13 protein-coding genes are annotated in these 13,362 nt (G+C 33.4%); 3 read left to right on the plus strand and 10 right to left on the minus strand.

Translation table 11 applies throughout. The annotated features are described in order from the left end of the window. Positions 1-40: 40 nt before the first annotated feature. From QWT87_RS09900 to QWT87_RS09920, 5 genes are all read right to left on the minus strand, one after another. On the minus strand, positions 41-1,132 hold the full coding sequence (locus QWT87_RS09900; RefSeq protein ID WP_027383751.1) for a hypothetical protein: 1,092 nt from the start codon (positions 1,130-1,132) through the stop codon (positions 41-43). Next, positions 1,116-1,472: a DUF3853 family protein gene (locus QWT87_RS09905; protein WP_002977252.1), complete on the minus strand. Its 357-nt coding sequence runs from the start codon at positions 1,470-1,472 to the stop codon at positions 1,116-1,118. The genes QWT87_RS09900 and QWT87_RS09905 overlap by 17 nt, the downstream gene beginning before the upstream one ends. Positions 1,473-1,486: 14 nt before the next feature. Then, positions 1,487-1,837, minus strand: coding sequence for a helix-turn-helix domain-containing protein (locus QWT87_RS09910; RefSeq protein WP_002977250.1), 351 nt, complete (start codon positions 1,835-1,837; stop codon positions 1,487-1,489). A 204-nt stretch (positions 1,838-2,041) separates the two neighbouring features. Next, a complete protein-coding gene (locus tag QWT87_RS09915; protein WP_002977248.1) occupies positions 2,042-3,298 on the minus strand; it encodes a type II toxin-antitoxin system HipA family toxin in 1,257 nt (418 codons plus the stop codon). A 9-nt stretch (positions 3,299-3,307) separates the two neighbouring features. Next, positions 3,308-3,595 (minus strand): helix-turn-helix domain-containing protein, encoded by a 288-nt coding sequence (locus QWT87_RS09920; RefSeq protein WP_002977244.1) that lies wholly within the window; start codon positions 3,593-3,595, stop codon positions 3,308-3,310. A 148-nt stretch (positions 3,596-3,743) separates the two neighbouring features. On the opposite strand from QWT87_RS09920, the gene QWT87_RS09925 reads away from it, so the two are divergent. Beyond that, positions 3,744-4,562, plus strand: coding sequence for a hypothetical protein (locus QWT87_RS09925; RefSeq protein WP_002977242.1), 819 nt, complete (start codon positions 3,744-3,746; stop codon positions 4,560-4,562). A 5-nt stretch (positions 4,563-4,567) separates the two neighbouring features. Here QWT87_RS09925 and QWT87_RS09930 read toward each other — a convergent pair whose 3' ends face one another. The 5 genes from QWT87_RS09930 to dnaK form a co-directional block, all read right to left on the minus strand. Further along, positions 4,568-5,098 (minus strand): hypothetical protein, encoded by a 531-nt coding sequence (locus tag QWT87_RS09930; protein ID WP_002977239.1) that lies wholly within the window; start codon positions 5,096-5,098, stop codon positions 4,568-4,570. Between the two features lie 176 nt (positions 5,099-5,274). Further along, the gene (locus QWT87_RS09935) at positions 5,275-5,946 is read right to left on the minus strand and encodes a hypothetical protein (protein ID WP_002977238.1); all 672 of its coding nucleotides are present in this window, start codon (positions 5,944-5,946) and stop codon (positions 5,275-5,277) included. Between the two features lie 5 nt (positions 5,947-5,951). Beyond that, a complete protein-coding gene (locus QWT87_RS09940) occupies positions 5,952-7,241 on the minus strand; it encodes a site-specific integrase (RefSeq protein ID WP_002977236.1) in 1,290 nt (429 codons plus the stop codon). 4 nt (positions 7,242-7,245) lie between these two features. Continuing rightward, complete coding sequence (locus QWT87_RS09945) at positions 7,246-7,845, minus strand: helix-turn-helix domain-containing protein (RefSeq protein WP_228370502.1); 600 nt, start codon at positions 7,843-7,845, stop codon at positions 7,246-7,248. 158 nt (positions 7,846-8,003) lie between these two features. Then, the gene (gene dnaK / locus QWT87_RS09950; RefSeq protein ID WP_076395511.1) at positions 8,004-9,896 is read right to left on the minus strand and encodes a molecular chaperone DnaK; all 1,893 of its coding nucleotides are present in this window, start codon (positions 9,894-9,896) and stop codon (positions 8,004-8,006) included. Positions 9,897-10,352: 456 nt separating this feature from the next. Between dnaK and ppk1 the strand changes: the two genes are divergently transcribed. After that, the gene (ppk1, locus tag QWT87_RS09955) at positions 10,353-12,425 is read left to right on the plus strand and encodes a polyphosphate kinase 1 (RefSeq protein WP_302715893.1); all 2,073 of its coding nucleotides are present in this window, start codon (positions 10,353-10,355) and stop codon (positions 12,423-12,425) included. After that, entirely contained in the window at positions 12,422-13,306 is an 885-nt protein-coding gene (locus QWT87_RS09960; RefSeq protein WP_302715895.1) for a Ppx/GppA phosphatase family protein, read from the plus strand. The genes ppk1 and QWT87_RS09960 overlap by 4 nt, the downstream gene beginning before the upstream one ends. The last annotated feature ends 56 nt before the right edge of the window (positions 13,307-13,362 follow it).

The following is a 13,362-nucleotide window of genomic DNA, read 5'->3' on the forward strand; positions in this document are numbered from 1 at the left end:
TATTTGCTCACAATTCATTGTAAATAAAATATTAGATTAATTAAAAAATGACGGGATATCCATCCGGAAGAAATTTTCCCATTCTTGTGTCCCGGTAAAGTTCTATCATAAGTTGTTGTATCTCCTTTAAAAATACCTTACCACTAAAATCAGAGGATCGTAGTTTTAATTTTCTATTTTTTTTGATAAAGTAATTGTAAGATTTCTCTATCAGCTCTCTTGTCTGTAATATATTTCGATAATGATATGCGAACTGCAGCATTTCCTGCTCCTGCAATCTGTACCTTTTTTTAAAATAATTAATTCGATAGGTGATGAACAAGTGTTCGCTATCTATATTCAAATCTGCTTCCTGAATTTTTTCAGTGGAATATGGATGAATTGCAATGTTTTCTCCTTTGCATTTGAAATTAAATGACACTGTACTGTATTTATCGAGACTGCCCTTAACCTGTTTTAAAAATTTAAAACAAAAATCATTTGCTGTTCGATAATTTAAGTCAAACTTCGAATTAAATGTTGACAGTTTCAATACAGTGCCAGTTGATGGAAGTTTAGCCAGCCAAATTGCAAATATGATATGTTTATTATTTTTAATATTATACACCAACTGATAAAGCATATAATTATATTCCGGTATTACAATTAATTTCTTCAGCCAATAACTGCTGATAAGAAAAGATGTGTAGCCTCTTTCATCGTAGGTTGGTGTTGATATAAGTCCTGCAAAAGTTTTGATTTCCTTACCTTTTCTATTCTGGGACTTATACCATCCCATCTTAAATTTTGCTAAAAACTCATAGGCATTAATTACCTGCTTTGTTGAGCCACTGGGAGAAATTTTGCTATTCTTAATTTTAAGCAGGGCGAAAGTATTATTTTCAGTCTCAAAATCATCATCGAACAAAGAGAGTTGCTTCGGACGATCTTCAGGTCTGAATTGTTCATTACTTATAATAGAGATTATATTAAATATAACCCTTAGCGCATTGATGGGAATGTTGGCGGCTTGACTATTTTCATCAAAGATAAAATCATCAACAAAATGGTTGCCTATTCTTATACTCTCAGGAATTCTTTCATTTTTAAATTCCTTGCGAATGATTTTCTGACTGCTATCTTGTAACGACATCATCTTTTTCTTTATTGCAGTTTATTAGTTCATATTCATTGTTAATTAGAACTAAAGCTCTCTCAACGTCCAGGACAATTTTTCGCCCCTCCTGAGTGATCGCATCTTTAATTTTACCGCTCTTTTTTAATCTCATAGCAGATGAAATACTGCAATTAAATAACTTGGCTATACCTTTAAGACCATACACATACTTTTCATCAATTATTTTATTTTGCTGCAAGGATCTCTTTGTACGATTTGTTATATAAATATTTTCATATTTAAATAAACTTACTAATTCCTCCCCGGTCATTTGCCAAATAAGCTTTTGCTTTAGTTTATTAATTTCGTTAGACATCGATCGCATTTTTATTAGTTATGTTGTCTTCTGCGATTTTTCTTAAAATCCGCTTCACATTCCTCGGTAATTTCCTGCAAGGTCTTTTTCTTGCCTTTAGAAATCCAGTTCAGTATTTCTTCTTCAAAAAAATATAGTTTCTTACCGTTTTTGTAGCATGGGATTTTTCTTTCTCTAACAAGAGTGTAAATGGTTGGTTTCGCTTTACCGATTAAGGATGCTACTTCATCTATTCCGATTGGAATTTTTTTGAGAGGTATAACAACATCTTCTTTTGATACCAGATGCTTTATCTCAGCAAGTTCACGAATTAAGAAGGCGACTGCTTGTGGTAAATTTTCAAATGAAATATTTTGCAAATCCATAATACTTGATTTTAATTATTATGGTGCAAATGAAAAAAGTGTTTTCGCTGTGTTTGAAAAACACGACGAAAACACTTAAAACACTGTGTTTTTGTAATCGATATTAAGCAATAAGTTTTTACCTACTGTTGAAACTTAATTTTTATAGCTCATTCTAAACGTATTAATCAATTAAAATTTATTTACTAAGATTATTTTAAAAGATTAATTTTCAAATGGTAAAAATGCAGATCTCATACGCTCTTGTTCAGATCTGGGTATTCCAATCTCGCTAGCAATACTTTCCCATCCTCTTACAACCGAAATGACTTTTTCAATGATTTCATCCATTTCATTTTCGTTCAGTCTAAATTGAGCGCCCACTTCCTTAGCAAGTTCAAGATCCAAAGCATTATTATCTGTATCAATATTTAGAGCAAGTCCTTCTTTATCCACAGACGGATTAATGTCATAGGCTGGTGAAAGTATCCATCCTTTTGGGGTTAAAATAAATCCGTGATTTCTAAGGTGATCATCTGTGTTTGATATACAAATACTAAACACGATTCTTCTCCATAATTCCTTCAAATTATTGTTAACATCAATACCGTAGTTCGTAATAAAATCAACGATATCAAGGTAACTTGCAGTTGAATCTCTTAATTTTTCTTCATTGTTTCCTGTCATAGTCATAGCTGACGAAAAATGAATTCTTCCGGAGTTTGTTCTATCAAATCTTTTGGTGAAAAATGTATGATAGCTGTTACTTAATTTTTGAATCTTTGTTTCTGACATATTAATTCCGGCATCAGTAGCTAATCGGTATGCCAGATATTCCCACGCTGCCTTATCAATTGTATCATTTTTTGAAGGAAATTTAGCAATCCATAAATTTTTTTCCTGATCCATAACATTAGCTTTCGGTCTTGCACCCCCTAATGAAGATCCTGGAACTACAAGCAGTGCTAATAACCTTTTCATTTTAGGCTCATCTTCATTTTCAAAACTTTTCACGGCTGCCTCCAACTCTCTTAATGATGACCAGGGTGGTGTAGGGTTATTCTCATCATCATCTAAAAAATTTCCATCTATTGAAGTCTTAAATCGCAGAGCACCCATCCTTGTTTGGTCATACACTCCTAATAAATAATCCAGATCATAAAGTTTCTTTTCTTTCTCTCCAGTTTCTTTGGCTACCTGAATAGATTTTCTTTTCATTAGTGTTCTTCCCCAAGTATCAGGCATACTATCCATAAAAACACCAAAATTTTCTTTATTGGTTGGATATTGTGGACCTCCAAACAACTGAAGATCAGGATCTATTAAATTTTGACCCGCACTTTTAATCCACTCTTTATCATATTCAAAACTAAAGGACTTTTTTCCTTTACCCTGATGAGCTGACAAAATCCCCATTAAATGAGGACCTTGAAGGTCAATCCAATCTGCATATACAAATATGTCAACTTTAGTAGATTTCATTTAATTATATTATTTCAGTAATTCTAAATCTTGCAATTTTCTTCCAAATTCATCATCAGATCCAAGCTTTAAAATATCATCGCTAAGACCCAATACTCTCAAAACATTAAAATATGATCCCATTGCCACACTTGGATCACCTTTTTCAATAAGATGTAGTGTTGAACGTACAATTCCGGCTCTCTCTGAAACCTGCTCTGTAGTTAATTTTCTTCTTTTTCGAGCAAGTTTAATATTCTCTCCCATTTGTTCCAGCAGAGCCAAATACTTGGGTAAAATTATTTGTTTCTTTTTCATAATGTCCGTTATTTCATACAAAATTACACATTTTGTATGAAATAACGGACATTTTAAATAAAAATCTCCTCCATTTGACTTTTCAAATAAAAAAGACTAACTTTGTATTATTTCTTATGTATACATAAGTAAATAATACTACGTACTAATGAATTTTGAAAAGATTGTTGATGCTTATATTGCTGGTAGTCCTCACAGAAAGGCTTTAAATAAAAAGGAATTTGATTATTTGGTACAGGAAATTTCGAGTTTTCGCAAATTCAAAAAATTAAGTAAAGAAATTAGCGAATACATACTTCAAAAACATTACACCTTAGAACAAGATTTATATATTTTCAATGACTCCAATCCTGAAGTTGTTGACTTGGTTTATGCGTATAACAAATATACACACTTTAGCCACCATTCAGCACTAATAATGCATCAAATAAGTACTATTGAAAACAACGCCATCTATTTATCAGAAGAGATCGATAGCATTTCCAGTCCTAAAAACACCTTAACTCAAGGAAATATAGATTTAGCTTTTAGTAAACCTCAGAGAGTCACAAAAAATATAAAGCAATTCAGAGACAAAACATTTTACTTTCTTAAAAATCAAAGCAGTACTACAATGGAAACCTTCATTAATGGAGTAAAAGTTTCAAATCTTGAAAAGACACTTATAGACTGTACTGTAAGACCACTATATTCCGGTGGAACAAAAAATATCCTTAATGCATTTGCTATGGTAAAGCAATTAATTGACGCAGATAAATTACATCATCATTATAAAAAATTATCATTTGTATATCCTTATCACCAAGCTATTGGATTCTACTTGGATAATGCAGGTTATAAAGAAGAGTTTTACAGTAAATTTCTGGCAATGAATAGTGATTATGATTTTTACTTAGACTATCAGTTAACTTCACCTCAGTACAATCCGAAGTGGCGAATCCATTACAATGAAGACATTATCCAATAAAAAAATTACTTATAATTTATCTTTATCTTTTCAAGGAAATTTCTGCACACTTCAAAGAGTTGAAAGATATTGTTTGCTTGGATAATACTATGTCTTTGCTGAAAAAGAGTTTCTCTAAATGATTCTGCATCAAAGACTGCATCAGATGGATCTTTTGTCAGGGCTAAATTAACGCTGATACCAGTTGTCAAATCGTTGTTCAAAATACTTCTGATATCAACAAGGGGCTTTAGATAAAAATTTAATTCTCCAATACGCCCCTGACTTTTTGAAAAAGGGAGATCGTGATTTTTGCCGAGTACATCCATATACTCTGTTAGACGAATCCTCATTAATTCTTTCTGCCTCTGAATATCAGTATAAGATATAAGTTCTTTCTTTATCGGGTCAATTTCACTTTCGATCCGTAAGATTTCGTTTTTGGTCACTTCTATATCAAAAAGAGGATTATCTAATTTATCCTGTTCTATAGATAGCGAATTTAATTTACCTTCAATTTGTTGCAGTAAAAAAGGAATATTCTCTACATTCTTCATTTTATGTAAAATCTATTTATGATAAAATTTCTTCTAAAAAAATTTAACTATTAATAATGTATTATAATTTTTTGAAATATTCCCGACATTTAAGTTCGTAAATGGATAGCTTCAGAAATATTAGTAAATGCTCAATAATCGCTACGACTATGCAAGGAGTTAAGATATTTATTATACTAAAATTTTAAATCTCTTTTTATTTTAATGATACCTTTTTCATCATCATCTTTTAAATGACTTTTAATTGAGTCCGTTTCAACATCTTTTAGTGAATGTTGAAAAACTTCTTTTAAAAACAATGCTACTTCATATTGATTTCGCCTATCAAAGTGCTTCCAAATGTTCCAGCCAAAATGATACAAATCCATATTAGATAATTTGTGAACCCTTACAGGGCTAAAATTTTCTATTTTTTCTTTCTTAGCATACTTTGTAATGTAGCTGCATAGGTTTTCTAAATCATTAACAGATGTGTATAGCGCAAATTGCTCCTTTGTATATCTTAATGCAATCTCAAGCTTATTATCGAACTTTACAACTTCTTTAAATTTTAAATCTTCTTTAATATCAGCAATAGTAACAGGTCCAGAAAAGAATTCATTAACCAAAACTAGATTTTTTCTTTTAGTAATAATTCTGCTTATAATTTCATAGATAGTATGCAAAAACAATGTTAGACCTGAATAAATAACAACACCTACGAAAATCACGACTATAAAAAAGATATTTGCCGTAAATTCATCGGACCCTTTATCGATAAAATATGTTCTGACTTGAGTTCCTAAAAGGATACATACCACTATAATGGGTAAATACATACATATTAATTCAAAATTTTTGACTTTCATATTTATTAGTTTGCTTGTATAATTTCTTGGTTTTCTTCTAAAATATTTTCATCCAGCTTAATAGCTCCAGCTGCTCTATTTTTCAGTTCATCAACTACTTTAGCATAAACTTGAGTTGTTGTAACTTTACTGTGTCCAAGCATTTTACTAACTGTATAAATGTCTGTTCCTAAAGAAAGCTGCAATGTTGCAAAAGTATGTCTGAAGCAATGAAAAGTTATATGCTTTGTTATTCCAGCTGATTTGACCCATTTTTCGAGAGGTCTCGAAATCCAAGAGCTATCTTGTAAATTTTCAAATACTAGCTGTTCGGGAAGTCTCGGAGTTCCGCATAAATGAATTGCTTGTTCAGAAATCGGTGTATACTCGACTCCTTTTGTTTTCTTTTGTCTAAATTGAATTTTGATTCTATTTGACTGAACATCAATTTCTTTCCACTTAAGCCTTTTAATATCACAATGTCTTAACCCTGTCAGTGCAGAAAATAAAGATGCTCTTTTCAATTCATCATTTTCACAAGGAGTATTTACTAAAAGATTAAGTTCCTCCAAAGAGAGATGTTCACGGAAAGATTCTTGCTCTCCAATACCTTTAATCTTTGCTGATAAGTCAATTATAAAATAACCATCAATAAAAGCTTGGGAAACTATTGCCTTAAAAATAGAAAAGTACGTTGCAGCACTATTATTTGAAAGAATTCCTTTCTTTTTTCCGCGATAGGGCGCCGATAAAAGATAAAGCTTAAAATCATCAGCAAAACTCAAATCAATTTTTGAAAATCTTAAATCATCTCCGGAAAACTCTATAATAAATTCAATTAAACACCTCCAGTTAGTTCTAATTGAATCAGAACTATTATTTGAGCCGTGTCTTTTCTTTAGCAACCTATTACAGTAATCTATAAATTTTTCTTTTTGTTTTTCTTGCAATTCGGCCTTAATAGCATCGCTATCACTATACAAGTCGACATTATCATATTCTTTTTGGCGTAGTTTACGAATTCCATCAGCATATAACATTGTCTCCCTGTCACGCTCACTCTTACAAACTATAATTCCATTATCATCACGCTTTGGTTTAAAGGCTTTTGTCCCGTCCTTTAGGTTAGTTCTGCTTGTTCTTTTTTTATCCCATTCAACCGTATAAACAATTCTATTGAGATACTCCCTAGAACGTTGCGGTTTATTTTTTCCAGCAATAAATACAGGATAACTCTCCAAATAGACATACCATTCATTTCTATCCTCAGCTTTACGCAATCTAACTGTAACTTGAGTTTTTGAAAGTTGTTTCATAAGCTTAATCTATAGTACCATTATATAATTTGTCAATCTCGCTTTTTGGAGCATAAACATAATTACCAATTTGACGGGTGGGAATTGAGTACTTTCTGATATGCTTGTATACACTCGTATCGTGTAACTGAAATTTTTTGGAAATCTCACCAATAGTATAGCAATTCTCTTCAGAAAGATCATACAAGTTAGGATTAGAATTTTTCTTTTCAATCTTTTCTTTAGATGCCGGAGGAAACATTTCTTGCAAAACTTCACGATTTACTTTTATTAAACGAGTTCCTTCATTAATAGAAGGTATTACATTTTGTTTGATAAGTCTATAAAGTGTTCTTTTTGCAATGTCAAAGAGTAAAACAGCTTCAGGGACTGTCAAGAGAATTTTATCTAAAGGAATCTGATCAATCAGTTCTTGTCTTTTTAATTCTAATTTTTCTTGACGCTTTCTTTTCTGGTAAGCATTTTTTATACACTGCTCACGACAATAAAATGAAGTTACTGTCTTAGGTATAAATTCCTGCGAACAATGCAGACATTCTCTTTTAATCCTTTTAATCATACATATAGAAAAACTAAAGGTAAGAAAAAAAATCTTAAGTGCCACATCTTCTCTGCTTAAGTGCCGGTACAAATATGGTACAAATGTGTAATAAAAAACACTTAAAAAAGCACAAAATCAAAAATCTTTGAAAAAACAAAAATCCCCACAAACATACGCCTGTGGGGATTTTCTATATTTTGTTAATTAATATTAATCAATAACTACTTAACTTCTTCGAAGTCTGCATCCTGTACATCTTCTGCACCTCCTGCATTTCCTCCGTTTTGTGCTCCTGCATCAGCTCCCGGCTGTTGACCTGCTGCATACAATTCTTCTGAAGCTGCCATCCAAGCTGCATCTAAAGCTTCTGTTTTAGCTTTTACATCATCTGCATTTTTAGCTTCGAAAGCTGTTTTCAATTCTCCGTGAGCAGTTTCAATAGCTGCTTTTTTATCAGCAGATAATTTCTCACCAAATTCTTTTAATTGCTTTTCAGTCTGGAAGATCAATCCGTCTGCTTTGTTGAAGATTTCAACTTCTTCTTTTTTCTTAGCATCGGCAGAAGCATTTTCCTGAGCCTCTTTCTTCATTCTTTCGATTTCTTCGTCAGAAAGACCTGAAGACGCCTGAATTTTAATAGACTGTTCTTTACCCGTTCCTTTATCTTTAGCAGAAACACTTAAGATACCGTTTGCATCAATATCGAATGTTACTTCAATTTGAGGAACTCCTCTTGGTGCAGGTGGAATATCTGTAAGGTCGAATCTACCGATTTCTTTGTTGTCGTTGAACATTGGTCTTTCTCCCTGTCCTACTCTGATGCTTACAGCCGGCTGGTTGTCAGAAGCTGTAGAGAATACCTCAGATTTTTTAGTTGGGATCGTAGTGTTTGCTTCAATTAATTTAGTGAAAACAGACCCCATTGTTTCGATACCTAAAGAAAGTGGCGTAACGTCTAATAAAAGAACGTCTTTTACATCTCCGGTTAATACACCTCCCTGAATCGCAGCACCAATCGCTACAACCTCATCCGGGTTAACTCCTTTAGACGGTTTTTTACCGAAGAATTTTTCCACTTCTTCCTGGATGATCGGGATTCTTGTAGAACCTCCTACCAAGATTACTTCATCGATATCTGAAGTAGATAAACCTGCATCTTTCAATGCTTTAGCAACCGGCTCCATAGATCTTCTTACCAAATCTGCAGATAACTGCTCGAATTTAGCTTTCGTTAAAGTCTTCACTAAGTGTTTAGGACCTGTAGCAGTAGCTGTGATATATGGAAGGTTAATTTCAGTTTGTGGAGAAGAAGACAACTCGATTTTTGCTTTTTCGGCAGCTTCTTTCAATCTTTGTAATGCGATTGCATCAGACTTTAAGTCAACTCCTTCTTCAGCTTTGAATTCATCTGCCATCCAGTTGATGATTACATCATCAAAATCATCACCTCCTAAATGCGTATCTCCGTTTGTAGACAATACTTCGAATACACCATCTCCTAAATCAAGGATAGAGATATCGAAAGTACCACCTCCTAAATCGTATACCGCGATTTTCTGGTCTTTGTGGTTTTTATCTAAACCGTAAGCTAACGCTGCAGCAGTAGGCTCGTTGATGATTCTTTCTACTTTAAGACCTGCGATTTCACCCGCTTCTTTTGTAGCCTGTCTCTGTGCATCGTTGAAGTATGCAGGAACCGTAATTACCGCTCTTGTTACTTCCTGACCAAGATAATCTTCAGCAGTTTTCTTCATTTTCTGAAGCGTCATTGCAGAAATTTCCTGTGGAGTATATTCTCTGTCGTCGATTTTTACTTTTACGGTATCGTTTGGTCCTGAAACTACTTCATAAGGTACTCTTGAAATTTCTTTCGCATCCTCTTTAAAGTGAGTTCCGATAAATCTTTTAATTGAATATACTGTTTTCTTTGGATTCGTTACCGCCTGTCTTTTTGCAGGATCTCCTACTTTTCTTTCGCCATCTTCTGTAAACGCAACGATAGACGGCGTTGTTCTTTTACCTTCTGCGTTAGGAATTACAACAGGGTCTTTACCCTCCATTACAGCAACACAAGAGTTGGTTGTTCCTAAGTCAATTCCAATTATTTTACTCATAATATTTTTATATTTTTCTAATTTTTAATTTTAATTTACACTCAGTATTTCTCAATATTTATACCATTCAAAATTTTGTGACAAATTGACAGAAACAATCTGAAACAGGAAAAAATAATTCTATTTTTCAGCTTGAAAATTTTAGAAATACAGTTTAAAATAAACCTAAACTTTACTTTTTAAATGATTTGAATTTTTGTCACAAAACCTTTTAATACTTGTTAAACCATATCAATTTTGTCACTTAACGGCTATATTATTATATGATTCATTTATTTTAAATTAAAAATACAGAACGGAACTGCAATTTTTCAGATAGTTTTAATAACTTTAATGGATTACAAAAATCATCCGGTTTCAGAATCTTTTTGGCTCTAAAATTTAATTAAAGCTTAACGCAAAAAGGTTTCAAAAGATACCACGAATTATTATTTTTGATAAATTATACATTAGAGAATGTCATTACATTTCAATCCGAGAGATATTACCTGGCTTGCCTTCAACGAGAGGGTTTTACAGGAAGCCATGGACGAAAAAGTCCCTTTACATTTAAGAATCCGTTTTTTAGGAATTTTTTCCAACAATTTAGACGAATTTTTCCGGGTGCGGGTTGCAGGTTTAAAACGCGCCATGGATTTCAAAGAAAAAGTAATTGCAGAATCTTTTTATCAGCCGCCTTCCAAAATTCTCCAGAAGATCAATGATATTGTGATGCGACAGCAGCAGAATTTCGATAAAACGTGGAAGAAAATTCTTGCTGAAATGGCGGAACATCATGTTTACATTAAAACAGCTAAAAACTTATCTGCCAATCAGAAAGAGTTTGTAAGAAAATATTTTGATGAAGTGGTAGAATCCAACGTCATTCCTATTCTGCTTCATGAAAATACACCGATGCCTTATATGAGGGATAAAAGTCTTTATCTGGGTGTCGCGATGAGGAAAAAAGATTGGCAATATTCCAGCAATTATGCCATTATTGAAATTCCTTCAAGATTTGTAGGAAGATTTGTTTTGCTTCCTTCCGAAGATGTGGAAGAGAAAAATGTAATGCTTCTGGAAGATGTGATTACTTTTAACCTGCCCCATATTTTCTCCTATTTCGGATATGATGAATTTGCAGCCAATGCTTTTAAAGTAACGAAAGATGCAGAGCTGGAACTCGATAATGATATCCGGACTAATTTTGCCGAAAAAATTGAAAAAGGCTTAAAAAACAGACGAAAAGGAAAACCTACCCGTTTTGTTTTCGATAAAGATATGGACAAGGCACTTCTTGAGATGCTGATCCGAAAATTAAACCTGACGAAAAAAGACAGCATTATTCCCGGAGGAAAAATTCATAATTTTAAACATTTCATGGATTTCCCGGATGTTTTTGAAAGGTATGAAAAGCCTGTTGAAAGAACTTCTTTTACCCACCCCGCTTTTGAAAACACGGAAAGAGTAACGGATGTTATTCTGAAACATGATGTTCTTCTTACCTTCCCTTATCACAAATACAATCCTGTAATTGATCTTCTTCGTGAAGCGGCAATGGATCCTGATGTAAAATCCATCCAGATCACAGCCTATCGTTTAGCGAGCAGTTCGAAAATCATTAATGCTTTAATTTATGCGGCAAGAAACGGTAAAGAAGTGACGGTAATGCTTGAGCTTCAGGCAAGATTTGATGAAGAATCTAATCTGGAGTGGAAGGAAATGCTGGAACCGGAAGGAATTACCGTATTGATAGGTATTCCGAACAAAAAAGTTCATGCCAAATTATGTGTCATCAAGAAAAGGTCTCATAATAAGACAATTCAGTACGGTTTTGTAAGTACCGGAAATTTCAATGAGAAAACTGCGAGAATTTATGGAGATCATCTGTTAATGACTGCAGACCGCGGAATTATGGCAGATATTAATAAGGTATTCAATGTTCTGAAAAAACCGAAAGACGATTATCTTCCGATTTTAAAAACCTGCAAAAATCTTCTCGTATGTCCGCAGTTCATGCGTGAAAAGATTGTACATCATATTGATAAAGAAATTGAAGAAGCCAAAGCGGGAAGACGAGCAGAAATGATCGTTAAAGCCAATTCTGTAAGCGACCGTTCCCTGATTGAAAAATTATACGAAGCGGCACAAGCTGGCGTTGCCATCAGAATGATTGTAAGAGGAATTTACTGCGCTGTCAATCAGAAAGATTTTAAAGAAAAAATAAAGGCAATAAGCATTGTAGATGAATATCTGGAACACGCCAGGGTGATGTATTTTTACAACAAAGGAGCTGAAGATATGTATATTTCTTCCGCAGACTGGATGACGAGAAATTTAGATTACAGAATTGAAGCTGCCGCGAAGATTACGGATAAGAATTTAAAGAAAGAATTGAAGGATATTCTCGACATACAGTTGAAAGATAATGTAAAAGCTCGTATTTTAGACAAAAAACTGAGCAACGAATATATTGATAACGATAAGGAAGAGTGCCGTTCTCAGATTGAAACCTATCGATATTTAAAAGCCAAAACGAATAAAAAATGAAAATCGCAGCCATAGATATAGGAAGTAATGCAGCCCGACTTTTAATTAATGAGGTTAAAATAAACAATAAACAGCCCGAATTCATTAAACTGAATCTTTTGAGAATTCCTCTGAGACTGGGAATGGATGTCTTTACCTTAGGAAAGATTGGAGAGGAAAGGGAAAAAATGGTGATCGACTCGATGAAGATTTTCAGCGATCTGATGAAAATCTACAAGGTGGAACATTACAGAGCCTGTGCTACGAGTGCCATGCGTGACGCAGCCAACGGACAGGAAATCATTGAAGAGGTGAAAAGAACTTCAGGAATTAATATTGAAATAATTTCCGGAGACGAAGAAGCAACTCTGGTTTTTGAAAATCATGTTGCTGAAGGACTTGATAAAGAATTTGCCTATTTGTATATTGATGTCGGCGGAGGTTCTACAGAGCTTACCTTTTACGAAAACGGAAAAATGAAATATGAAAAATCTTTCAACATCGGAACCATCCGTTTGTTGAACAATCTGGTAACGCCCGACAACTGGAAAGATATGAAGGAAGAGATCAGAAAAAATATCAACAGCAAAAAGCCGATTGTTGCCATCGGTTCAGGAGGAAATATCAACAAAGTTTTCTCCATGAGCAAAACCAAAGACGGCAAACCGATGTCGCTTTCTCATCTTAAAAAGGTATATAAGGAGTTTGATGATCTTACGGTTGATGAAAGAATGACAAAATACAATCTCCGCGAAGACAGAGCCGATGTTTTGGTTCATGCGTTACAGATCTTCAATAATGTGATGACATGGTCGGAAATCAACAGAATTTTTGTGCCGAAAATATCTGTTGCAGATGGATTAATCCACAATATTTACAGCAAATTGCAGGATAAGAAGTAAACATATTATAGTTTAGAAAATTTAAAAGCCGACCAGATTGAACTGATCGGCTTTTT

This window comes from Chryseobacterium urinae (assembly GCF_030518295.1).
Taxonomy (GTDB): domain Bacteria; phylum Bacteroidota; class Bacteroidia; order Flavobacteriales; family Weeksellaceae; genus Chryseobacterium; species Chryseobacterium mucoviscidosis.